The 23,173-nt window shown below is 44.5% G+C and carries 28 protein-coding genes and 1 pseudogene; 9 read left to right on the forward strand and 20 right to left on the reverse strand.

Annotated features, from left to right (window positions below; all coding sequences use genetic code 11):
* Position 1 precedes the first annotated feature (1 nt).
* From ACWJJ5_RS05220 to ACWJJ5_RS05235, 4 genes and pseudogenes are all read right to left on the reverse strand, one after another.
* Entirely contained in the window at positions 2-637 is a 636-nt protein-coding gene (locus tag ACWJJ5_RS05220; protein WP_173613222.1) for a bifunctional 2-keto-4-hydroxyglutarate aldolase/2-keto-3-deoxy-6-phosphogluconate aldolase, read from the reverse strand.
* Between the two features lie 13 nt (positions 638-650).
* Positions 651-1,670 (reverse strand): annotated as a pseudogene (locus ACWJJ5_RS05225) (zinc-binding alcohol dehydrogenase family protein).
* Between the two features lie 29 nt (positions 1,671-1,699).
* Positions 1,700-2,656 carry a sugar kinase gene (locus ACWJJ5_RS05230; RefSeq protein ID WP_070081888.1) on the reverse strand — a complete coding sequence of 319 codons (957 nt, stop codon included), beginning with the start codon at positions 2,654-2,656 and terminating at the stop codon, positions 1,700-1,702.
* 203 nt (positions 2,657-2,859) lie between these two features.
* Positions 2,860-4,278: an alanine/glycine:cation symporter family protein gene (locus ACWJJ5_RS05235; RefSeq protein ID WP_454022264.1), complete on the reverse strand. Its 1,419-nt coding sequence runs from the start codon at positions 4,276-4,278 to the stop codon at positions 2,860-2,862.
* Positions 4,279-4,654: 376 nt separating this feature from the next.
* Here ACWJJ5_RS05235 and ACWJJ5_RS05240 point away from each other — a divergent pair, with 376 nt between their 5' ends.
* Positions 4,655-5,008, forward strand: coding sequence for a hypothetical protein (locus ACWJJ5_RS05240; protein WP_102422674.1), 354 nt, complete (start codon positions 4,655-4,657; stop codon positions 5,006-5,008).
* Positions 5,009-5,032: 24 nt separating this feature from the next.
* The gene (locus tag ACWJJ5_RS05245) at positions 5,033-5,158 is read left to right on the forward strand and encodes a hypothetical protein (RefSeq protein ID WP_003153957.1); all 126 of its coding nucleotides are present in this window, start codon (positions 5,033-5,035) and stop codon (positions 5,156-5,158) included.
* Positions 5,159-5,204: 46 nt separating this feature from the next.
* Here the strand turns inward: ACWJJ5_RS05245 and parC are convergent, their stop codons facing one another.
* The 3 genes from parC to ACWJJ5_RS05260 all read right to left on the reverse strand — a co-directional run bounded on the left by parC (position 5,205) and on the right by ACWJJ5_RS05260 (position 10,430).
* Positions 5,205-7,628, reverse strand: a complete 2,424-nt coding sequence (gene parC / locus ACWJJ5_RS05250; RefSeq protein WP_077722388.1) for a DNA topoisomerase IV subunit A — start codon at positions 7,626-7,628, stop codon at positions 5,205-5,207.
* Positions 7,629-7,630: 2 nt separating this feature from the next.
* A complete protein-coding gene (parE, locus tag ACWJJ5_RS05255; protein ID WP_014305073.1) occupies positions 7,631-9,598 on the reverse strand; it encodes a DNA topoisomerase IV subunit B in 1,968 nt (655 codons plus the stop codon).
* A 424-nt stretch (positions 9,599-10,022) separates the two neighbouring features.
* Positions 10,023-10,430, reverse strand: a complete 408-nt coding sequence (locus tag ACWJJ5_RS05260) for a CoA-binding protein (RefSeq protein WP_454022265.1) — start codon at positions 10,428-10,430, stop codon at positions 10,023-10,025.
* A gap of 151 nt (positions 10,431-10,581) precedes the next feature.
* On the opposite strand from ACWJJ5_RS05260, the gene plsY reads away from it, so the two are divergent.
* Entirely contained in the window at positions 10,582-11,163 is a 582-nt protein-coding gene (gene plsY / locus ACWJJ5_RS05265; RefSeq protein ID WP_065180807.1) for a glycerol-3-phosphate 1-O-acyltransferase PlsY, read from the forward strand.
* An 88-nt stretch (positions 11,164-11,251) separates the two neighbouring features.
* Entirely contained in the window at positions 11,252-11,539 is a 288-nt protein-coding gene (locus ACWJJ5_RS05270; RefSeq protein WP_007410318.1) for a HesB/YadR/YfhF family protein, read from the forward strand.
* A 31-nt stretch (positions 11,540-11,570) separates the two neighbouring features.
* Here ACWJJ5_RS05270 and ACWJJ5_RS05275 read toward each other — a convergent pair whose 3' ends face one another.
* From ACWJJ5_RS05275 to acnA, 7 genes are all read right to left on the reverse strand, one after another.
* Positions 11,571-11,870: a hypothetical protein gene (locus ACWJJ5_RS05275; RefSeq protein WP_003153968.1), complete on the reverse strand. Its 300-nt coding sequence runs from the start codon at positions 11,868-11,870 to the stop codon at positions 11,571-11,573.
* 15 nt (positions 11,871-11,885) lie between these two features.
* On the reverse strand, positions 11,886-12,302 hold the full coding sequence (locus ACWJJ5_RS05280) for a YbgC/FadM family acyl-CoA thioesterase (protein ID WP_077722385.1): 417 nt from the start codon (positions 12,300-12,302) through the stop codon (positions 11,886-11,888).
* 86 nt (positions 12,303-12,388) lie between these two features.
* Positions 12,389-12,631 carry a small acid-soluble spore protein Tlp gene (tlp, locus tag ACWJJ5_RS05285; protein WP_003153975.1) on the reverse strand — a complete coding sequence of 81 codons (243 nt, stop codon included), beginning with the start codon at positions 12,629-12,631 and terminating at the stop codon, positions 12,389-12,391.
* A 24-nt stretch (positions 12,632-12,655) separates the two neighbouring features.
* Complete coding sequence (locus ACWJJ5_RS05290) at positions 12,656-12,802, reverse strand: acid-soluble spore protein N (protein ID WP_003153977.1); 147 nt, start codon at positions 12,800-12,802, stop codon at positions 12,656-12,658.
* 63 nt (positions 12,803-12,865) lie between these two features.
* The gene (locus tag ACWJJ5_RS05295; RefSeq protein ID WP_012117651.1) at positions 12,866-12,991 is read right to left on the reverse strand and encodes an FbpB family small basic protein; all 126 of its coding nucleotides are present in this window, start codon (positions 12,989-12,991) and stop codon (positions 12,866-12,868) included.
* A gap of 78 nt (positions 12,992-13,069) precedes the next feature.
* Positions 13,070-13,579 (reverse strand): TlpA family protein disulfide reductase, encoded by a 510-nt coding sequence (locus tag ACWJJ5_RS05300; protein ID WP_454022266.1) that lies wholly within the window; start codon positions 13,577-13,579, stop codon positions 13,070-13,072.
* A gap of 61 nt (positions 13,580-13,640) precedes the next feature.
* Positions 13,641-16,367, reverse strand: coding sequence for an aconitate hydratase AcnA (gene acnA / locus ACWJJ5_RS05305; protein ID WP_003153981.1), 2,727 nt, complete (start codon positions 16,365-16,367; stop codon positions 13,641-13,643).
* A 231-nt stretch (positions 16,368-16,598) separates the two neighbouring features.
* On the opposite strand from acnA, the gene sspO reads away from it, so the two are divergent.
* From sspO to ACWJJ5_RS05325, 4 genes are all read left to right on the forward strand, one after another.
* The gene (sspO, locus tag ACWJJ5_RS05310) at positions 16,599-16,745 is read left to right on the forward strand and encodes an acid-soluble spore protein SspO (protein ID WP_003153982.1); all 147 of its coding nucleotides are present in this window, start codon (positions 16,599-16,601) and stop codon (positions 16,743-16,745) included.
* A gap of 29 nt (positions 16,746-16,774) precedes the next feature.
* On the forward strand, positions 16,775-16,921 hold the full coding sequence (locus ACWJJ5_RS05315; protein WP_003153984.1) for a small acid-soluble spore protein P: 147 nt from the start codon (positions 16,775-16,777) through the stop codon (positions 16,919-16,921).
* A 94-nt stretch (positions 16,922-17,015) separates the two neighbouring features.
* Positions 17,016-17,387, forward strand: a complete 372-nt coding sequence (locus tag ACWJJ5_RS05320; RefSeq protein WP_003153985.1) for an Hsp20/alpha crystallin family protein — start codon at positions 17,016-17,018, stop codon at positions 17,385-17,387.
* Between the two features lie 233 nt (positions 17,388-17,620).
* The gene (locus tag ACWJJ5_RS05325) at positions 17,621-18,049 is read left to right on the forward strand and encodes a DUF2621 domain-containing protein (RefSeq protein WP_003153987.1); all 429 of its coding nucleotides are present in this window, start codon (positions 17,621-17,623) and stop codon (positions 18,047-18,049) included.
* 27 nt (positions 18,050-18,076) lie between these two features.
* Here the strand turns inward: ACWJJ5_RS05325 and ACWJJ5_RS05330 are convergent, their stop codons facing one another.
* The 3 genes from ACWJJ5_RS05330 to ACWJJ5_RS05340 all read right to left on the reverse strand — a co-directional run bounded on the left by ACWJJ5_RS05330 (position 18,077) and on the right by ACWJJ5_RS05340 (position 19,802).
* The gene (locus ACWJJ5_RS05330) at positions 18,077-18,568 is read right to left on the reverse strand and encodes a CcdC family protein (protein ID WP_088005392.1); all 492 of its coding nucleotides are present in this window, start codon (positions 18,566-18,568) and stop codon (positions 18,077-18,079) included.
* Positions 18,569-18,647: 79 nt separating this feature from the next.
* The gene (locus ACWJJ5_RS05335) at positions 18,648-19,010 is read right to left on the reverse strand and encodes a response regulator (RefSeq protein WP_007410327.1); all 363 of its coding nucleotides are present in this window, start codon (positions 19,008-19,010) and stop codon (positions 18,648-18,650) included.
* 84 nt (positions 19,011-19,094) lie between these two features.
* A complete protein-coding gene (locus ACWJJ5_RS05340) occupies positions 19,095-19,802 on the reverse strand; it encodes a cytochrome c biogenesis protein CcdA (protein WP_454022384.1) in 708 nt (235 codons plus the stop codon).
* Between the two features lie 201 nt (positions 19,803-20,003).
* Here ACWJJ5_RS05340 and ACWJJ5_RS05345 point away from each other — a divergent pair, with 201 nt between their 5' ends.
* On the forward strand, positions 20,004-20,177 hold the full coding sequence (locus tag ACWJJ5_RS05345) for an aspartyl-phosphate phosphatase Spo0E family protein (RefSeq protein WP_012117647.1): 174 nt from the start codon (positions 20,004-20,006) through the stop codon (positions 20,175-20,177).
* Positions 20,178-20,250: 73 nt separating this feature from the next.
* Here ACWJJ5_RS05345 and ACWJJ5_RS05350 read toward each other — a convergent pair whose 3' ends face one another.
* The 3 genes from ACWJJ5_RS05350 to tkt all read right to left on the reverse strand — a co-directional run bounded on the left by ACWJJ5_RS05350 (position 20,251) and on the right by tkt (position 23,156).
* The gene (locus tag ACWJJ5_RS05350; protein ID WP_003153994.1) at positions 20,251-20,469 is read right to left on the reverse strand and encodes a YneF family protein; all 219 of its coding nucleotides are present in this window, start codon (positions 20,467-20,469) and stop codon (positions 20,251-20,253) included.
* A gap of 85 nt (positions 20,470-20,554) precedes the next feature.
* Positions 20,555-21,001, reverse strand: a complete 447-nt coding sequence (gene sirA / locus ACWJJ5_RS05355) for a sporulation inhibitor of replication protein SirA (RefSeq protein WP_069013573.1) — start codon at positions 20,999-21,001, stop codon at positions 20,555-20,557.
* A gap of 151 nt (positions 21,002-21,152) precedes the next feature.
* Positions 21,153-23,156, reverse strand: a complete 2,004-nt coding sequence (gene tkt, locus ACWJJ5_RS05360; RefSeq protein WP_007611727.1) for a transketolase — start codon at positions 23,154-23,156, stop codon at positions 21,153-21,155.
* Between the last annotated feature and the right edge of the window lie 17 nt (positions 23,157-23,173).

The raw sequence follows: 23,173 nt of genomic DNA on the forward strand, positions 1-23,173 counted from the left end.
ATTACACCCCCGTATATTCGTTTTTTCGGCAGACGTATTCTTTGCTGAGGGATACGGCAGCTTCATAGCCGCCCTTTTGATATGCTCTTGTCAAGTCGCTTCCCACTCCGACCGCGACCGCTCCGGCAGAAAGCCAGTCATTCATACTGTTTAATGAGATACCCCCGGTCGGCATAATGCGGACATTCGGCAGAGGGCCGTTGACCGACTTGATAAATGAAGGGTCAAACGAATTAGCGGGGAACAGCTTTACCACATCACATCCGGCTTCGAGCGCCAAAGCCATATCAGACACGCTCATGCATCCCGGAAGATACGGTACGCTGTACTGGTTGCATAGAGATGCTATCTCTTTTACAAAATGAGAGCTGACGATAAATGAAGCGCCTGATAAAATGGCGTGTCTCGCCGTTTCTGTATCCATTACAGAACCGGCTCCAAGAAGAATATCTTGATGCCGGAGTTCCTTAAAGACATCTTCCACTTCAGGAGTTGTGTATGTAAGCTCAATGGCGCTGATACCTCCTGAAATGGCCGCTTTTGAAACTTCAAGCGCCTCTTGGCTGTTTTGTCCCCTTATGACAGCCACCACTTGTGCATGCAGAAGTTTTTCGTAAATGGCGTACTTAGGCAGCATTCTCGCTCCTCCTTTAATCAAACGTAATGATTGCTTTTCCCACCTTGCCCGGGTGCTGTTCGATCAACTGAAATGCTTGATGGACGTCATCTGCTGAAAATGTATGTGTAATAAGACCGCCATGCGTTAACAGGCCTTTATTCAGTAAGTCTGTAATGTACGGAAACTGATTCGTCTGCAATCTTGAACCGGTGATCGTGACTTCCTTTTTTGTGATCGGAAGCTGAGAAATGCCGGCAGTCCTCTCATCAAAACCTAGCACAACCACATGACCGGCCGGAGACACCGCGTCAATGGACGTTTCAAACGTTGAGGGGAGACAGACAGCATCAATGACGACATTGGCGCCTTCATTTTTTGTCCATTCGTTCACCCGCAAAACGGGATCTTCTTTTTACGCGTTGACGGTAACGTCCGCACCGTTTTTTTCAGCGAATGCCAAGCGTTCATCATTCAAGTCGGTTATCATGACGGAAGCGCCTTTGAACTTTGCCATTTTTAATATGCAGATTCCGATTGGTCCCGCTCCTTGAATCAAAACGGTATCTTCCTTCTCGACACGGCCTCTCCAAACGGCCTGGGCGCCGATCGTATATGGTTCTGCCATGACCGCTTCCTCCCAGGGCAGATCGGGCGAAACAGCATGCAGCTGCTTTTCCGGAAGCACGATATATTCCCGCATCCCGCCATCTTCATGAACGCCGAACACCGAAAGCGCTTTGCAGACGTTCGGACGTCCTTTCCGGCAGGCATAGCATGTTCCGCAATAAGATATCGGTTCAATCACTACCCGGTCACCCGGCTTGAAACGCCGGACATGAGAACCGGTCTTTGCGACTTCCCCTGTGACTTCATGTCCGATTACTCTCGGCAGGGACGCTAACGGATTTGTCCCATGATAAATATGCAAATCTGATCCGCAAATTCCGACCCGCTTCACCTTGACAAGAACATCATCCGCGTGGACAACTGACGGTTTCTCACATTCCGTCACCATCAGATCAAATGCTTTCCGTACTTGAACCGCTTTCATTTTTTCACCCGCTTTTTAAGTTGTGCTTGCTACCGTTCAATCACAGTCTCTTTGTTTACAAATGACAGAACCTCTTCTAGGCAGGGAAGCCCTTCATTGTCACCGGAAACTGTGGTGACGAGCGCACCGACTGCATTTGCAAACTCCAGACGTTTTTCCGGTTCAAAACCATGCAGATAACTGTACAGGTAGCCGGCATTAAAGCCGTCACCCGCTCCTACCGTGTCGACAGGCGCAACCGGGAAAGCCTCTTTGTGAACCCACTTATGATCATGATACAGCGCAGAACCTGCTTCACCGTCTTTTATGACAAGCTGACTGATTGAATAGCTCTCTGCAAACCGGGCTAATGCTTCATTTTCTCCTATACCTGTCAGCTGTTTCATTTCGTCCCGGCCCGCCAGAAGAATATCAGTATGCGGAAAGATTTGATGAAATGCCGCACGAGCCTCCTCAATCGTCCACAGCTTCAGCCTGATATTCGGATCAAAAGATACGGGAATCTTTCTTGCTTTGGCGATGGAAAGCACTCTTTCAGCAATTTCAAGATTTTTCTTATCAAGTGCGAGGAACACACCGGTAAGATGAACGATGTGAATGCCGGCAAACATATTCTCTGTTATATCTTCCGGTGCAAGAGTCAGAATTGGTGAATTGAAACGATAGTAAAACGTCTTGCCTGAACCGTCATTTCTGATCTCTTTGACATTTAAAGATGTAGGAAAGCCTTCAACATAGGAGACGTCAGTCACATCAATTCCTTCTCCTTTGGCAAACTGATAAATCACTCTGCCGAACTCATCCTTCCCCAGTCTGCTGACCCACTTTGAGTGCAGGTTCAATCTGGCGCATGCAATCGCAAAATTCAGTTCAGCTCCTCCTGCTTTTCGTTCAAAATGGGTAACAAAACGCAAAGGTCCTGTGCTTGCGGGATTTAAGGTGATCATCGCATCACCGATCGTAAAAATGCCATAATCAGAAGCCACATCAATACTCCTTTCCTTTAAGACTAAATCGGTTTGGTAAACCGGTTTAGTTAAACTTTATATGAAAGCCCTTACATACACAAGAGGAAAATACAATAAATTCAAAAAAATCTGTTTTCAGTAAAAATAACCCGGTTTTTCACATAAAAAACCCCTCACAACAAAATGTAAGGGGTTTTTTTGAAAATTGTATGCATGTTTCCTCAGTTAGCAGTCTTACGTTCAGGGCTTGTACCTTCTTCTTCCGCCCATGTTTCAATATGCTGGAGCTCCGGGGTATTCTCGGCTTTGAATACAGGATCAAGACCTTTTTTGCGCTGAGCGGCATAATCCTTATAGATCTTGTAGGCTACATTACTCAGCAGTAAGATTGCCACTAAGTTAATGAGAGCCAAGAGTCCCATAAACAAGTTTGCCATGTCCCAGACGATCTGGAAGTCAGCCAAACATCCGTATACCACCATCACTACGACGAATACGCGGTAAATATTAAGCCATGTTTTGCTTGTTTTAATAAATTCGATATTCGTTTCACCATAGTAATAGTTGCCGACGACTGAGCTGAATGCGAATAAAAACATCGCAATCGCAATAAATGTCGGCGCCCATCCGCCGAGATGGTGCTGCAGTGCGGCTTGCGTCACTTGGATGCCGTCGCCTTTAGGCGTAAAGCTGTACAATAAAATGATAAAAGCAGTCGATGTACAAACGATAAACGTATCAAAGAACACGCCGAGGGTCTGAATTAATCCCTGCTTAGCCGGATGCGACACATGTGCAGCTGCTGCCGCATTCGGCGCGCTTCCCATTCCCGCTTCGTTTGAAAACAGGCCGCGCTGCGCTCCGATAATAATGATGCTTCCTAAGCTTCCGCCGACGATCTGCTCAAAACCGAACGCATTTTTCACAATCGTAACAAGCAGCTCAGGTACCGCCGAGATATTTACAATCACGACATACAGCGCGATCAGAATATAAATTCCCGCCATAACCGGAACGATTAATTGCGAGACGGAAACAACACGCTTCAGACCGCCGAATATAATGAAAGCCGTTAATACAGCTAAAATGATTGCGATAACTGTTTTATTCACATGGAACGCTTCGTCAAACGCCACAGAAATCGTATTTGACTGCACGGCGTTAAAGATAAGTCCGAAAGAAACGGTAATCAATACGGCGAATAAAATACCGAGCCAGCGGGCGCCCAGACCCTTTGCCATGTAATATGCCGGACCGCCGCGGAATTCGTCACCGGAACGCACTTTATACAGCTGCGCCAAAGTGCTTTCCACAAAGCTGGAAGCCATACCGACAATCGCTACGATCCACATCCAAAATACTGCGCCGGGACCGCCTGTTGCAATCGCCAGCGCGACGCCGGTCAAGTTTCCGGTTCCGACACGAGAAGCGGCTGAGATAAAGAATGCCTGCATTGAAGACACTCCTTTATTTCCTTGCGGCTTCTCCCCGACGATTCTGAACATTTCAAAAAAGTACTGGAATTGAATAAAGCGAAAACGGAACGTAAAGTACAATCCGATCCCGACTAAAATATAAACAAGATACTTCCAAATAAAATCATTTGGAACATTTATGATTTCACTGATGAAAGCCTCCATGTTTAACCTCCCTTTTACATATCTTTTACTGTCATTTTTGCTGCATATGTTAGATCTTTTAACACAACGGGTATTATTATATCACAACAACAGTGGTTGAGAAGTTTTTTTAAGAAAATGTTTCGGTTTCTTCATCACATCTTTTGCTGTCATGCCCCGTTTTTTATCTTACAGCCTGAAAAATGTTGTCACGTTATAAGGAATGCGTGCATATCATAACAAATAGGTCTTTAAGAAAAAAGAGATGAAAAGATGGATGGAATGGTATATACTTAACCAGGATAATAATTTTTTAAATTTAATAAATGTGTTTACTTTACATTTAAATTAGGGTATTATAATAAAAATATTCAGACTTATGAAGGGAGGAGAACATTTGAAAAAAATCTTGTTTTTAAAAGCCTCTATTTTATTTTTAGCGATTGCAAGCTTTCATTTGCTCTCCATTCCCCATGCGTTTGATACCGCTCATCATTTTAAAGCGGTAGCCGACCAGCAGGAAATGCACGAAATGAAGGCCGGCCAAAATGCTGATGATGAGAAAAAATCGCTGACGGGCTCATATATCTTGACGGCGCTTTTTGCCGCTTCTGTCTCACTGATCGTGATATCAGACAGGAGACGCCCCGCCTCCTGGAGAAGACAGCGAAAGAAAAGCTTTTTAATCGCTAAATTTTATCAGTCCTCGTATTTCGATGAGCTTCATGTTCAACATCGCCTATCTATGTAACATAAAATGAGGAGGTTGTTAAACATGTTGTTTATCTTACGAATGGTGATTTTAGGGTTGTTTTCATTCACTGCGTTGAATTTATTTGTATGGCAGGGAATCGAAGTCATTCACGCTATCACTGACTTATTCGGCAGCCATGAAAGCTAAATAGTAAAACCTCCGCTCAATGAGCGGAGGTTTTTTATTTTTACTCTTAAACATCGTATGCAGGGATACGCCATACATCTGTTACCGGCCCTGTCTCATCTTCATCGGTAAAGAAGGAGCCGTTGCTGTATCGGTCATTCGACCGCAAGGACTTCACGGCGATTTCGATTCTCTCGCCTTTTTCTGTTTCCGCAGCGATCATGTCGGCTAAAGCGCACGCGAATACGCCGACTGCCCGATGCGGGTTCTTTTTAAGCTCACGCAGCATGATGACACCGCGTTTCGCCCTGGATGTTTTTTCGAATTCAGATAGGTTCATCCGTTTGATCGCTCCCCGCTGTGTGACGAGGACGAGCGAATCTGTTTCATGCAGAATTTGCCCTGATACGACGGTATCACCGTCTTTTAAATTTATGCCCTTTACGCCGGCCGCACGGGCACCGACTACATTTACTTCATCTTCACCGAACCATAAACCGTACCCGAGGCGGGTGGCGATAAACAGCTGGCTGCCGCCGTCTGTGACATGAACATCAATCAGCTCATCATCCCCTTTAAGGTTAAGGGCAACAAGCGCTTTCGAGTAACGCTGCGCTTTGTAATGCGTCATTTCAGTTCTTTTCACCATGCCGTTTTTCGTCATGAACAATAAATATGAAGATGGATCAAATTCTTTTACCGGTATAGCTTTCACGATGGTTTCATCACGGTCAATCGTGATGATGTTCGTTACGTGCTGCCCCATGTCTTTCCACCTGATATCGGGAAGCTGGTGAACCGGGCAATAAACATAGCTTCCCTTATTGGTAAAGAGCAGGAGAACATCCGTTGTATTCATTTCAAATTGGTGAATCAGTCTGTCAGTATCCTTCATACCGAAATCCTGGCCGTTAGAAGCGGCAAATGACCGCTGGCTTGTTCGTTTTACATAGCCGTCTTTTGTGACTGTCACATATACGTCCTCAGAGGCAACCATGACTTCAAGATTGATTTTAATTTCCTCAATCTTTTCTTCAATGACAGACCGTCTGCTGTCAGCATAGGTCTTTTTCAATTTTTTCAGGCTGCTTGTAATGACTTTTAACAGCTTTTTATCATGACTTAAAATGGCTTCGAGCTCCTGAATTTTCTTGCTGAGCTCTTCCGCTTCCTCTTTTAGCGCCGTAATATCCGTGTTTGTCAGACGATACAGTTGCAAGGATACGATCGCTTCGGCCTGCGGCTCCGTAAATGCGAATTTAGAAATTAAGTTTTGTTTCGCATCTTTCTTGTCGCTGCTTGCCCGGATGACCGCTATGACCTCATCTAACACAGACAGCGCCTTCATCAGTCCTTCAACGATGTGATGCCGCTCTTTTGCTTTTTGTAATTCAAAGACGGAGCGGTTTGTCACCACTTCCTTCTGATGGGAAATATACGCATCCAGGATGGCCGTAAGACTCATCAGCATCGGCCGGCGGTTATGTATGGCGACCATATTAAAGTTATATGTTGTCTGCAGATCAGTGTTTTTATATAAGAAATTCAGGATGCCTTTTGCATCGGCTTCTTTCTTTAACTCAACGACCACCCGGAGCCCCGTGCGGTCAGTTTCATCCCTGACTTCAGAAATGCCTTCGACTTTTTTGTCTATGCGGTATTCGTCCATTTTCTTAACGAGATTGGCTTTGTTTACTTCAAACGGAATTTCTGTAATGACGATTTGCTCCCGTCCGCCTCTTACGGATTCCACTTCAGCCTTGCCGCGGATAATAATTTTGCCTTTACCGGTTTCATAAGCCTTCCGAATGCCGTCGACTCCTTGAATAATGCCTCCTGTCGGAAAGTCAGGCCCTTTAATCACCTGCATCAAGTCATCGACGGTGCAATCCGGAGATTCAATCCGTTTAATGACGGCATCAATGACCTCACCCAGATGATGAGGGGGAATATCAGTCGCATAGCCCGCTGAAATCCCGGTGGATCCGTTGACAAGCAAGTTAGGGAACATGGCGGGCAAAACAACCGGCTCTTTACTGGTGTCATCAAAGTTCGGAACGAATTCAACCGTATTTTTATCAATATCACGCAAAAGCTCTGACGCGATAGAAGATAATCTCGCTTCCGTATAACGCATGGCAGCCGGCGGATCACCGTCAATGCTTCCATTGTTGCCGTGCATCTCAATCAGCACATTCCGCACTTTCCAATCCTGGCTCATCCGCACCATCGCTTCATAAACGGAGCTGTCACCGTGCGGATGATAATTACCGATAACGTTTCCGACCGTTTTCGCCGCTTTACGGAAATTTTTATCGAATGTATTTCCGTCTGCGTGCATGGCGTATAAAATTCTCCGCTGCACCGGCTTTAAACCGTCACGAGCGTCGGGCAGCGCCCTGTCTTGAATAATGTATTTACTGTAGCGTCCGAAACGGTCGCCGATTACTTCTTCTAACGGTAAATCATGAAATAATTCTGGCTGTGCCACTATTAAACCTCCTCAGCGACCGACAAGTTTTCATTTTCCAAAATATTGCTTTCCTCATCTAATCCGAAGGCAACATTCTTTTCAATCCATTTTCTTCTCGGTTCTACTTTGTCTCCCATTAATGTCGTTACACGGCGCTCTACCCGTGCCGCATCGTCGATTTTGACTCTGACGAGCGTTCGCGATTCGGGATTCATCGTCGTTTCCCAGAGCTGGTCTGCGTTCATTTCTCCCAGACCTTTATAGCGCTGGATGGTATACCCTTTGCCGACTTTCTTTAAAACGCCGTCCATTTCTTCGTCGGACCAAGCATATTCAATAATCTCTTTCTTGCCGCTTCCTTTGCTCACTTTGTAAAGAGGCGGAAGGGCGATGAAGACTTTTCCATGCTCGATTAAAGGTTTCATATAGCGGTAGAAAAACGTTAACAGCAAGACTTGAATGTGCGCGCCGTCGGTATCCGCGTCCGTCATGATGATGATCTTGTCATAGTTGATGTCGTCTATATCAAAATCTGCGCCGACACCGCCGCCGATCGCATGAATAATCGTATTGATTTCTTCATTTTTGAAGATGTCTGCAAGCTTTGCTTTCTCTGTATTGATGACCTTTCCGCGAAGGGGCAGCACGGCTTGGAATTTCCGGTCTCTTCCCTGTTTTGCAGAACCTCCCGCAGAGTCTCCCTCCACAAGATACAATTCATTCTTCGCCGGATTTCTGGAACCGGCCGGTGTAAGTTTTCCGCTCAGCGTCGCTTCTGATTTTTTGCGCTTTTTGCCGCTTCTCGCTTCTTCTCTCGCTTTACGGGCCGCTTCACGGGCCTGACTTGCTTTAATCGCTTTTTTGACAAGCAGGGTTGCCGTATCGCGGTTTTCTTCCAAGAAATAAGCAAGATTCTCAGAAATGACGGCATCCGCGGCGGATCTCGCCTCACTTGTGCCGAGCTTCCCTTTCGTCTGGCCTTCAAATTGCAGCAGTTCCTCCGGGATACGCACGGAAATGATTGCGGACAAACCTTCCCTGATATCGGCGCCTTCAAGGTTCTTGTCTTTCTCTTTTAAAAGGGCGACCTTTCGCGCATACTCGTTAAACGCTCTTGTCATTGCCGTTTTGGCTCCTGATTCGTGGGTGCCGCCGTCCTTTGTTCTGACGTTATTAACGAATGACAGCATATTTTCTGAATACCCGTCATTAAACTGAAACGCGAAATCGACTTCAATATCATGATGCTCGCCTTCAAAGGAAACGACTTCGCATAAAGCGTCTTTTTCCTCGTTTAAATAAGCGACAAATGCTTCAATTCCGTTCTCATAATAAAATACTTCTTTTACGCCGTTCCGTTCATCAATTAATTCTATTTTCAAACCTTTTAACAAGAAAGCCGATTCGCGCAGACGTTCTGACAGCGTGTCAAAATTATAAACCGTTGCGCTGAACATTGACGGATCAGGTTTAAAATGGGTAAGCGTTCCCGTTTTTTTGGTCGTTCCGATTTTTTCAAGTGAAGTCACGGGCTTGCCGCCGTTTTCAAACCGCTGTTTATAAACATATCCGTCACGCTCAATAGTAACTGTCAGCCACTCCGATAATGCGTTTACGACAGATGCGCCGACACCATGCAGACCGCCGCTTGTTTTATAGCCGCCCTGTCCGAATTTCCCCCCGGCATGCAGCACGGTGAAAATAACTTCCGGCGTCGGCTTTCCGAGCTTATGCATCCCGGTCGGCATTCCGCGTCCTCTGTCCTGTACAGAGATGCTGTTGTCCTTATGTATCGTTACGATAATATGATCTCCGTAGCCGGCAAGAACTTCATCGACGGAATTGTCGACGATCTCATATACCAGATGGTGCAGGCCGCGTGCGTCCGTCGAACCGATGTACATTCCCGGTCGTTTTCTGACGGCTTCCAGGCCTTCAAGCACCTGTATGGCATCTTCGTTGTAATCAAATTGCTGTTTTCTAGCCAAACGTACAAACCCCTTTCAAAAAACCTGCTCTTAATCATTCTCTTTTTTAAATGATTTCATGTCTTTGTTTTTCAGTATGCGCAAGCTTCGGTCCAATTCTCCTCGGACTCACAATTATAACCAATATGCTTGATTTCGCAACATATTTAAGCGAATGGCTCGTTTTTTTAGGCCGCAAGACATACATTCGAACGGCTTTTCATCTTTTTGGTGCCCTTTTCGGCAGATAAGAACATGAGTTCGCTTTCTATTATATAGCTTTATGCCGGCCATCGCAAACAGACTGCAAACCCCTGTATAAAGGGGTTTCTAAAAAAGCTGTTCATGCTTTATTGTATCTGTTTCATCATCATACGCAAAGAGTATTCTTTCAATAAAAAAGCAAAAACCCCTGATTTGCCAAGGATTTTTGCCTTTTTTGTTCCTATTTTATAACAGCGCGGGCGACTTTTATACATAAATCCATAACAGCCATCCGTCCTTTGTCTGTAATCATGCGATACGCTTCTTCATTTGCAAGGCCCTGCTGCGCCCAAAAAACGGGAGCGTCCGTCTGTAAAAATTCTTCAGCAACGCCGGGAAGCTGCTCAGAGCGTCTGAACACATTCACGATATCAATCGGCCCCTCCACGTCTTTTAATGAAGCAACGGCTTTAACGCCAAGCGCCTCATCAATCGTTGGGTTGACGGGAATAATTTCATACCCTTCATCCTGCATCGCTTTGGAAACCATGTAAGAAGTCCGATCGGGACGGTCTGACAGCCCGACGACTGCGATCCGTTTGCTCCGGTCCAGAATTTCTTTAATCTCTGATTTTGAAGGATTTTGCATCTTTACCATCTCCTTTTGATATATTGTACATGACCGCTTCGCCGGAATCAAAAAAAGCGCTTTGTCAGCTTAATTCTCAAAAAACTTGTCATCAGACGGTAACAACTCGTGTTAAAATAGAGTGAAGGGACATTGAAAAGGAGAAATGTAGATGTTGATTGCTTTATTGATTATTTTGGCCTATGTAATAGGCAGCATCCCGTCAGGTTTAGTCGTAGGCAAACTTGCGAAAGGGATCGATATTAGAGAACACGGAAGCGGCAATTTGGGCGCTACAAATGCTTTTCGCACGCTTGGCGTTAAAGCGGGATCTGTCGTCGTCGCAGCCGATATTTTAAAAGGCACCCTGGCCGCAGCGCTCCCATATTTACTGCACGTCCCCATTCATCCTCTTCTCGCAGGGGTGGCAGCAGTGATCGGCCATGTATTCCCGGTGTTCGCAAAGTTTAAAGGAGGCAAAGCCGTAGCCACATCAGGGGGCGTCCTGCTGTTTTATGCTCCGCTGTTATTCGTTACGATGGTTGCAGTATTTTTCGTATTTTTATTCCTTACGAAATTTGTTTCTCTGTCTTCAATGTTAACAGGGATTTATACGATTATTTACTGTCTGTTTGTAAAAGACCCTTATTTATTAATCGTAGTGACGCTCTTGACCGCGTTTGTTATCTACAGACACAGGGCAAACATCAAACGGATTATAAACAAAACAGAACCGAAGATCAAATGGTTTTGATGAAACTTCAATTTTGACATCAAAATGCCATATGCGTTTATAATAGAGATAATTTCTTTATATGAGAAACAAAAAGGGAGTGTTCCGGATGAACATGAAAGTAACGAAAGGCGCGCTGGATTGGTACAAAGAAGAGCTCGATCTGGAAACAGGCGACCATGTCCGTTTCTTTGTCCGTTACGGGGGATGCAGCAACGTTCAGAAAGGCTTTTCTCTCGGCATTTTAAAAGACCGGCCGATGAACATCGGCACCAGCACGGAAGTTGAAGGCATTACCTTTTTTATTGAAGAAAGCGACTTATGGTACTTTGATAATCACGATTTGTCAGTCACATATTCAGATCAGGCAGAAGAGCCGGTATTTGATTACGTGTAAAAAAAAGAACGCAGCGGATGCGTTCTTTTTTTTACAGCCTGAACCTTTTGAGATGATCAGTCAGACGTTCTTTTTCTAATATGCTTCTTTGCGTTTCTCCGAGCAGGTCAAAGTGGGGAAATTCATTTTTATGGTGAATCCACTCCGGCTTCAGCCCGTACTCCGCTCCCCATCTGATCAGTTTATTGAGATCGCTTGAACCGGCCTTCGTCACGGTCTTAGCCTCCGGAAAGCGGTCGTCCAGCCAGTAATGCGTTAAAAAAGCGATTTTACCTTCCGATACATCCCGCTTCCATCTTTCCAGTTCCTTACGCGTAATTCCAAATGCCATAACTGCAGCCGCTCCTTATTTTTTTGCCTTTTCGTAAGCGGCATGCCAATCAGGAAAAGCCTTGCGAAACTGAATCGGTTTGAAGCTCTCTTTATCAACGCATATATGAGAGGATGTCGCTTTGATGGCAAGTTCTTGATCCGGATTATAGATGTGGTAGCCGTAAACGGTTTTAAATCCGTTATATTCTTCAATCCAAGTATGTACGACAGCCGTTTCTCCGTAGCGGAGCGGCTTTTTATAAGAAATGCTGATATCCAATACAGGGGACAGCACTCCTCTATCTTCCATATCTTTGTAAAGGAATCCGAGTTCCTTAATCAGCGCCGTTCTGCCGACCTCCATCCAGACTAAGTAATTGGCATGATAGACGATGCCCATTTGATCTGTTTCCGCATAACGCACTTCTATTTCTTTTTTTGACACACGCAACGTTCTCTGCTCCCTTTTTATCAGATTAGCCCCATTTTATCACAACGAGCCGGAAAGAGAAAAAAACCAGGTTTCCCTGGTTTTTATTATGATTGATAGCCGTTTTCTCTTGCAGCCGATTCATCCTGAATTTCACTGCGGAACGATTCAATGCTTTCATTGCGTCTGGCATTCTTCTCTTGAATGCGCTGTTTTTCCTCATCTGTCGCAAATTCCATTGATTCTTTCGCTTCTTCTATATTTTCAATTGTATTCTGCACCATATCCTGCAGCTTTTCAACGTTATCGGAACGGTCATCCGGATTCGGTTTTTGATCATTGTTTGTCATAATGTCTGCTCTCCTTTGATGATGTTATTCGCCTTTCGTCTGCATGACAATCGGATGTCCGTTTGACTTGTCATGAAACTTTTCCCCTTTATTGCGTTTATATTTAACGGGTTTTGTCCCTAAGTGGCTCGGAGCGTATTGCGGCTGGCCGTCTTTCTTGTTTATGCCCATGTTCATCCCTCCTTAAGAGTATATTTTGCAAAAGGAGGTGTAAACATGACTGCAAATTAAAGGTTATTTTTGTTTGAACCGCTGCTCCAGCTTTTCTTCAAGCTGATTCAAATATTCCGTATTGGTCATCAGCTCACGTTTATTTTCCATAACCAATTCATGAAAAGAACGTTTTCGCATTTTTTTCAATCTTCTCACCTCCGTGTTTTCATTCATTTTTTCCAATTTTTCAAAACCTAAGCCCTTTACAATAAAAAAACTGAACCTCTATTTGAGATCCAGTTTTTCTTTCATTTCTTTTTTTGTCATCGTGCCTACGCGAATGTGCTGAATGGTTCCTTTTTCGTCTAATATGTATGTTGTCGGATAAGAAAGCACGTTGAAATCCCCGTTAATTCCGCTTTTGTCAATCAGAATAGGAAAGGTCAACTGATAATGATCAGCAAATGATTTCACAGCCTGTATATTTTTTTCAGAGGATGTAAAATTAACGGCTGCTACCGCAATATCAGGATATTCTTTCTGCAGCTCCTGCATATCGGGCATTTCCATTCTGCACGGCTTGCACCACGTCGCCCAGAAATTGAGGAGCACTTTTTTTCCTTTATAATCAGAAAGGGAGATACTTTTTCCTGTCAATGTATCAAGTGTAAAGTCAGGGGCTTTCATCCCTTCTTCTGTCCCTTCTTTCGGACTTTTTTGCACAGAATAAATATTCCAGCCCGCATACACTAACAACCCGATAAGTAACATTCCGCCCAGCCATTTCGCAAGCATCTTAAGGCCTCCCGCATAAAAAGAGAGAAAGCAGACTGCTTTCTCTCCTTTGTTCATTCTGCTACTGTTTCATTTTATCGCGAAGCACCATTTGTAAAATGCCGCCGTGGCGATAGTAATCAATTTCCACTTCACTGTCAAAACGGACAACGACTTCAAACGTTTTTACCGTACCGTCTTCACTGATTGCTCTGACAGTCAGCAAGTCGCGCGGACGTACAGATTCATCAACATCCACCTCAATGACTTCCTTACCGGTTAAGCCGAGTGTATCCGCGTTTTCACCCTGTTTGAACTGGAGCGGCAGCACACCCATGAAGACGAGGTTGCTTCTGTGAATTCTTTCAAAGCTTTCGGCAATGACTGTTCTGATGCCGAGCAGGTTTGTTCCTTTTGCAGCCCAGTCACGTGAAGAGCCCATTCCGTAATCTTTTCCGGCCAGAACGACAAGACCCGTTTTATCTTCTTTATACCGCATGCAGGCATCATAAATAGATGTCACTTCCCCGGTAGGCCAATGTGTTGTGTATCCGCCTTCTGTACCCGGTGCGATTTGGTTTTTAATGCGGATATTGGCGAATGTTCCTCTCATCATGACTTCATGGTTTCCGCGGCGTGAGCCGTAAGAGTTAAAGTCACGAGGAGAAACGCCTTTTTCCTGCAGGTATTTGCCCGCCGGTGTGTCTTTTCCGATCGCTCCGGCCGGAGAAATGTGGTCAGTCGTCACGGAATCTCCGAATTTGCCGACAACGCGAAGTCCTCTTAAAGGCTCAACTTTTCCCGGCTCTACAGACATTTCCTCAAAGAACGGCGGGTTTTGAATGTAAGTGGAATCCTGGTCCCACTTATACAGCGCTTCATCCGTCGTTTCGATTTCGTTCCAGCGCTGGTTGTCATCAAATACCGTTTCATACTCTTTGCGGAATAATTCCGGCGTAACAGTCTGTTTGACGAGAGAATTGATTTCATCCATGGACGGCCAGATGTCATCGAAATAAACATTTTGTCCGTCATTTCCGACACCGATCGGATCCGTTTTCAGGTTGATGTTTACAGTTCCTGCCAACGCGTATGCGACAACAAGCGGCGGTGACGCAAGGTAGTTTCCTTTGACAAGCGGATGGATCCGGCCTTCAAAGTTTCTGTTACCCGACAGGACAGAAGTGATCAGGAGATCATTTTTAGCAACCGCTTCTTCAATCTCTGGAGAAAGCGGGCCGGAGTTCCCGATACATGTCGTACAGCCATACCCTACAAGGTTAAAGCCGAGCTCCTTCATGTAAGGAAGCAGGCCTGAGTTGACTAAGTATCCAGTAACAACCTTAGACCCCGGTGCAAGTGAAGTTTTCACATAATTCGGCACTTTCAATCCTAATTCTACCGCTTTTTTGGCTACCAATCCGGCACCGATTAATACATAAGGGTTTGATGTATTCGTACAGCTTGTAATAGCGGCGATTGCAATCGCCCCTGTTTTCATAACCGCATCTTCACCGCTGTTAAGTTTAAATGAAATTTCTTTGTTCTCTTCAGCAGCATCCGCCCCGAATCCTTGGTTGCCGGCCGGGCTGACAAGATGTTTTTTAAATGTTTCCTGCATAACGGAAAGCGGGATTAAATCCTGCGGACGTTTCGGGCCTGAAAGGTTCGCTTCGATTTTTGACAGATCAATTTCCACAACGTCTGTAAAAATCGGCTCTTCCGCGTCAGGCGTATAGAATAAACCGTTGCTGCGGCAGTATGCTTCCACAATATCGATCTGCTCTTCTTCACGGCCGGTCAGACGCAGGTAAGAAAGTGCTTCCTCGTCAACCGGGAAGAATCCGCAAGTCGCTCCGTATTCCGGCGCCATATTGGCAATAGTCGCCCGATCCGCAAGCGGAAGCTCAGCAACACCAGGACCGAAGAATTCAACAAATTTATTGACTACGCCTTTTTCACGCAGCACTTGAGTGACTTTCAGCGCCAAGTCAGTCGCCGTCGTTCCGTTAGGCAATTTTCCGACAAGTTTCGCGCCGATGACCTCAGGAACAGGGAAATATGAAGGCTGGCCGAGCATTCCCGCTTCCGCCTCAATACCGCCGACACCCCAGCCGAGGACGCCGATTCCGTTAATCATTGTTGTATGGGAATCTGTTCCCACCAAAGTATCAGGATATGTCACAAGTTCTCCGTCTTCCTCTTTCGTATGGACAACACTTGCCAAAAACTCAAGGTTTACCTGGTGAACGATACCTGTTGCAGGCGGAACGGCCTGATAATTGTTAAACGCTTTCTTTGCCCAGCTTAAAAATTTATAACGTTCTGCATTTCTTTCGAATTCTAAGTCCATATTAATGGCTAACGCGTCTTCCGTACCGGCTTTGTCGACTTGTACGGAGTGGTCAATGACCAGGTCAACCGGAATTTCAGGATTGATTTTATCAGGGTCTCCGCCGACAGAGGCCATGGCTTTTCTTAAAGATGCCAGGTCAACTACGGCCGGAACGCCGGTAAAGTCCTGTAGAATAACCCGTGACGGTTTAAACGGCACATCGATATCTTTTAATTCAGCAGTACCCCATCTTGCTAAATTTTCAACATGTTCTTTTGTAATGACGCGTCCGTCTACCTGACGCAAAACGGATTCCAAAAGAACCTTAATAGAATAAGGAAGTTTTGAAACATTGCCGACCCCTGCGTCTTCCAATGCTTTTAATGAATAATAGTTGTATGTTTTCCCATTTGAAGAAAATGTTTTTCTTGCTTGGAAAACGTCTTGTGTTGCGACTTTTTGCTGATTTGTCATTCTCCAAAATCCCCCTTCAATGATCAAGATCGTTCTTTAGATGAATGTTCACATTCCATCACAATTTTCTCACAATTTCATCTTAGTATAAAATCATACATAAGTAAATATCAATGTTTTTATTAAATACAATAAGATCGTCTTATCAGCATGATTTTCGGTAAATTTTGTCCGATTTTCCGCCTCATACAACGGGCTGTAAAGAGCCATATTAATGTTGAGGTGATGATCATGGTAAAACGGAAAGCCAATCATGTAATTAACGGCATGAATGATGCGAAAAGCCAAGGAAAAGGCGCGGGTTATATAGAAAATGACCAGCTCGTCCTGACGGAAGAAGAACGGCAGAACAATAAAAAAAGAAAAACAAACCAATAGCCGGAACACCTTAAAAAGGAGGCTTTAACATGACAAATAAAAACACAAGTAAAGATATGCATAAAAATGCTCCGAAGGGCCATAACCCCGGCCAGCCGGAACCGCTGAGCGGAAGCAAAAAAGTGAAAAACCGCAACCATACAAGACAAAAACATAATACAAGCCACGATATGTAAAACAGACCCCGGTGTCTGTTTTTTTGTGCCATTCACCCATTCAAAGCTTCTGCATACGTTATAGCAAGGCTTTTTAATATGGAGGAATGCTTCCATGAATCACTCAAAAAACGCTGAAGAATTTGATGATACGGAAGAATGGCTGCGGCAGTTTTACGAGGACCCGTATGCTTGGTATGACGAGACGCTGCCGATCGATCTATATGAAACAAGCCGTCAATATATCATTGAAGCCGACCTGACGGCGCTGAAGCAGGTGCAGGCGATCACCGTCACTCTTTCGGGAAATGAGTTTATGCTCTCTGTTAAAACGCTTGAACGGACGTTAAACAAACAAATGGTGCTTCCTTTTTATCTGAATGACAAACATATTTTCACTGATTTCACCAACCATATTCTGACCGTCTCCATGAACAAGGAGCCAAATGAGACTCCTGCCTCTTTTTCCTTTCAATTTCCTCTATAACATAAAAAAGCCGCTTTCATCCCTCAATGGAAGCGGCTTTTTTGTCCGGTCATATCAGTCATATACCCTAAAAGTGAATCTCCCATGGCCAAATAGCAGAATCACTATACGATAGAATATGTTCTAGCAACCGGAATGACTGGACATCTATCATTTTTTCTATTCTTTTTTTCATGTGTTCTTCTATTCTGTCTTCGTTTACAATATGGTTAAAGTAAGGAGGAGATAGAACAATGCTAGAAGGCTGGTTTATGTGGTTTATTTTATTTTGGGTCATCGTGATGATCGGATTGCTGTCTATCGGCGGGTTTTTTATGTTTCGAAAATTTTTAAAACGCTTACCGAAAGAAGACGGCCGGTCAGAACTGGATTGGCAGGACTATTATATTGAAAAAAGCAGGCACTTATGGAATGCGGGTGACAAGGCGTTTTTGGATGAATTGGTCGCTCCCGTACCGGAGCTCTTTCGGGATGTAGCCAAAGCGAAAATCGCCGGAAAAATCGGTGAACTTTCCTTAGCGGAGGAAGCTGAACAAATAAACCGTGATTTAATCATCAGGGGTTACATACTCGCCACTCCTAAGCGTGATCATCAATTTTTAAAAAAGCATCTCCGCGAAAAACAGATTGATCTTACTCCTTATCAAGCCCTGCTCAAATAAAAAACCTTTCCGGCGGACGGAAAGGTTTTAATTCATCTGAATATCAGCGGTCTTCAGTTCATTAGAAAGTTTGCGGTAAGACATAAACATCGCGATGCGCCACGGGACAATCATTCCGAAAGCCAGAATCCAAAACATTCCGCTTAAAGCTCCGTAATCAATCGTCGTGCTCAAAATGGATTTCATAGCGATTCTGATAACCAGCAAACCAATCAGGATAAACACAAACGCTTTTGACCGTTTTAAATAGATTTCATTATTTTTAATCTCAAATTTAGATGTTTTAATCAGAAAAATAGAGAAGATCACGCCCAGCGTAATGGCCTCCAAAAATTCTTCGCCCGTCACTCTGAAAATCGGAAAAAGGAACATAAGCGCTCCCGTACTCATGAAAATCGGCGGGAGAATTATTTTCTTAGGTGAAGCGGGCTTGTCGGAGGCTTTAATCCTGACGATCATCACGGAAATTGCCATGGCCGCTGCAATAACGGATGAAATTATAATCATCATCTTTATCATTCCTTTGCTTGCACGGAGTTTGATACTATATACTATACTCCAAAAACATAAAAAAAACCAATTTGAAAAGAGAACACGTTTACGTTCCCGTTACCCGGCCTACGGCCTCCAGCACTTTAGATGCTTCAAACGGTTTAACGATAAAGTCTTTAGCGCCTAATTCAATCGCTTCCAGAACGATCCGCTGCTGCCGCATGGCGGTGCACATGATGATCCGGGCTTTCGGGTCAAAAGCTAAAATATCCTGCAGCGCCTGTATACCGTTTTTGACCGGCATGGTAATATCCATTGTCACCAGGTCGGGACGGATTTTTTGATATACTGCCAGGGCTTCCTCGCCGTCAGCCGCTTCCCCGGCCACTGTGTAATTTGCCGATTCCAGAATCTCTCTGATTTTCACCCTCATGAACTTGGCGTCATCTACAACTAAAACTCGTGTCATATTCCCCTCCACATATTTAACATTAACTAGTCTTATTGTACCAAAAACGAAAGGGTATATAATAGTTCAAAAGTTATTAATCCGTTACAGACCCGTAAATCCTCCGAAAAGATTTGACAGAACGATCAGAATGTAGCTCATCCAGTTAAAAAACAGCATAACTCCGATCAGAATCATAAGAATGCCGCCGATTTTCATGATAAGCAGCTGATGCTTGCGAATCCAATTCATTCTGGTAATAAAAAATGAAAGAACAAGAAAAGGAATCGCAAAACCGAGAACATATAAAAACATATACGGCACTGCTGAAGAAGGATTTGTATTTGCCAGCGAAAACACGGCTCCTAAAATAGGCCCGCTGCACGGCGACCAGCCGGCTGCAAACGCAAGACCGATCAGAACCGAACCGATAAACCCCTCCGGACGGCGCTTAAAGTGAATGCGCCGCTCTTTCATCATGAATTTCGGCTGAAACACACCGGCAGTAATCAGCCCGAAAAGGATCAGCATGATAGCGCCAAACTGGCGGATCGCTTCATGATATTGGGTAAAAAAACTGCCGATAAACGAAGTTCCATATCCCAATGCGATAAAAATCACGGAGAAACCAAGCAAAAAACAAAGTGTATGCACGAGGCCACGCTTTTGCAGCATCACCTTATCTGTTTTCACCTCGTCCATACTGACACCAGTTATGTAAGATAAAAAGGCGGGGTACAACGGCAGACAGCATGGAGAAATGAAAGACAGAAATCCGGCCCCAAACGTCAGAAAGTAATTAAAACTCACGATGACACACTCCCTTCGAGTTATGACAAAATCATTTCATTTTTTTAACACTTTCCCGAGAAGGATTACTTTTTATAGAAAAAGCTTATATAATTTAATTTGACATCGAGATATTATACTCCTTCTTATTTGAAAAACAGTATAAATGTGGATATAATAATAGCGACTCAGGTGAAAGATTTATGTATGAAAGGATATATCCCTGTGATTAGAGAGCATCTATTAAATGAAATTGAAAAAAAACGGGCAGAGCTGCTTAAAATCGTCATGACAAACGGAATGACATCAAACATTACGATAGAACTCAGCCAGGAGCTTGACCACCTTCTCATACAATACCAAAAAGAACTGCACACCGGCAGTTGGGGTGAAACATGACGCCAAAATAAAAAACCCTCTCCGGGTTTTTTATTTTTATAACCATGTATCTCTATATCATAATCTGTACGTATTATTTCGCTTGATTATTCATGGCTTTCATCATTTGATTAATTTTCTTTTGAGAAGGTTTCATTCCCATTTGCATCATCATCATGCGTAACATTTGTTCATTAATAGGCGGATTCTTTTTCAAATAGCTCATCATATATTTACGAGCAATAAAAAACCCGAGTGCAACACCTATGAGCAATGCGACAACGCCCACTAGGATGCCAACCCATAAAGTCATTTTATTTCCTCCTTCATGTTGTCTAGTTTAAAGTGTACTAAACCAAAGGCTATTATACAACATTTACATCTCTTTTTCCTCGTTTTTAGACAAAATTTCTTTCTCTGACCGGATTTAACCACCCGTAGCGCCGTGTCTTGAAATCCATTGCAAGAAAACAGGGGCTGATTTTACGCAGAATCTCAAAGAAAATCGTTTCCGCCTCATAATCTCCCGAAGCCGCAATCTCAATTAAACTGTCTTTCATCATGAAGGTGGCGCGGCCCTTTTCTCCGGGCAGTGTAAGCCGGTAAATGGAATCCAAACGGCTGTAACTCATTCGGTTTAAATGCAGCTGGAGATGCTGATGCATATGTATCACCGGAATCGGTTCCGTTATATATTGAACTTGCTTTTCTGTCATTTGATATTCCTGGGGTGTCAGATCTGTCCAATGATAGTCTCGAAACAACTCAAACATAGCCGTTTCCCGCCCGAAGTAGTGGTTCGCAAACTCATCCTTTATCAGGTGCGTATAGTAATGACGTTCCATTTCCTCATCCCCTTTTACAGCGCTTCGTTATTGCTTTCTATTATACAAAAGGAGAAAAGAAAGAATTGTCTATTACTGTTACGCCGCCCCTTCTATTTTTGTCGCATAAACAGGAAAAAGAGGATGATTTGACTCATCCTCTTTTGTCTCGTTATTTGTTTAGAAGTTTTTTCACGCGGTCAACTACGTTTTCTGCAGTAAACCCGTATTCTTTCATAATTGTTTCTCCCGGAGCTGAAGCACCGAAACGGTCAATTGCGAGAACGTCTCCTTCAAGACCGGTAAATTTGCCCCATCCGAAGCTTGAACCCATTTCGATCGCAAGACGTTTCGTCACATTCGGAGGAAGCACGCTGTTTTTGTACTCGGCCGATTGTTTTTCAAAGCGGTCCCAGCTCGGCATGCTGACTACAGATACGTGAATGTTTTCTTCAGCCAGTTTCGCTTGAGCTTCGATCGCAAGTCCGACTTCAGAACCTGTCGCTAAAAGAAGAGCGGCCGGTGATTCCGTTTGGGCTTTGGAAACGATATAAGCCCCTTTTTCCACGCCCGCATACGCTTCTTCAGCCTGCTGATCAATCGTCGGCAGGTTTTGGCGTGTCAATACAAGAGCTGTCGGATGATCTTGGCTTTGAACGGCAACCTTCCATGCAGCTGCGGTTTCATTTCCATCAGCAGGTCTGATCACAGATAGGTTAGGAAGTGCGCGTAAAGAAGCAAGCTGCTCAATCGGTTCGTGAGTCGGCCCGTCTTCTCCTACGGCAATACTGTCATGCGTGAATACATAAGTGACAGGGAGTCCCATCAATGATGCCAGACGAATGGCAGGTCTTAAATAATCAGAGAATACAAAGAATGTGCCGCCGAATACGCGGAGGCCGCCGTGAAGCGCCATTCCGTTTAATGCAGCGCCCATCGCAAATTCACGGACACCGAACCAGAAGTTTTTCCCGGCGTAGTCTTTGGCCGTGAAGTCTCCTCCATTTTTGATTGTCGTTTTATTTGAACCCGCAAGGTCAGCAGATCCCCCGACAAAGAAAGGAATTTTCTTGGCGATCCCGTTCAGCACCTCACCTGAAGATGCGCGGGAAGCAAGGCTGCTGCCTTTTTCATAAACGGGAACTTCCTGATCCCAGTCTTTAGGAAGCTCGCCTTTCATGCCGAGTGACAGCTGTTCAGCAAGCTCAGGATATTTTTCTTTATAAGCCGCGAACAGTTCATTCCATTCCTGTTCTTTTTTCGAGCCGGCTTCTTTTACAGCTTGATTGAAATGCCCGTATACTTCTTCCGGAACATAAAAATCTTCTTCAAACGTCCAAGCATACGCTTCTTTTGTCAGCTTGCTCTCTTCTAGTCCTAACGGAGCGCCGTGGACGCCGGATGTGCCCGCGCGGTTTGGAGAACCGAAACCGATCGTGGTTTTCACTTCAATCAAAGTCGGTTTTTTATCATTCTGGCGCGCTTTTTCAATGGCAGCCGTCAATTCAGCGATGTTGTTTCCGTCCTCAACATAAAGAACTTCCCAGTTCATTGCTTCAAAACGCTGCTTTACATTTTCAGAGAAAGAGCGGTCTAAATCGCCGTCTAAGGAAATGTCATTAGAATCGTATAATACGATCAGGCGGCCTAATTCAAGATGGCCTGCAAGAGAAGCGGCTTCGGAAGAAATGCCTTCCATTAAATCGCCGTCTCCGCAAATACTGTATGTATAATGATCAACTACGTTGAATGAATCACGGTTATATGTCTCAGCCAGATGGCGTTCTGCAATTGCCATTCCCACTGCCATTGCAATCCCCTGTCCAAGCGGCCCGGTCGTTGCGTCTACTCCGGCTGTATGCCCGAACTCCGGATGTCCCGGTGTTTTGCTTCCCCATTGACGGAACTGTTTCAAGTCTTCAATGCTGAGGTCATATCCGCTTAAATGCAGCATGCTGTATAAAAGCATTGAACCGTGGCCTGCTGATAAAACAAAGCGGTCGCGGTTAAACCAGCCCGGATTCTGCGGATTTACATTCATAAATTTCGTCCACAGCGTGTATGCCATCGGAGCGGCTCCCATCGGCATGCCCGGGTGTCCGGAATTCGCTTTTTCAATTGCGTCTATAGATAGTGTACGAATGGTGGCAACTGATTTCTTTTCAATTGTATCCATTATAATCCCCTTCCTTA

The sequence above is a fragment of the Bacillus sp. JK74 genome, assembly GCF_053663395.1.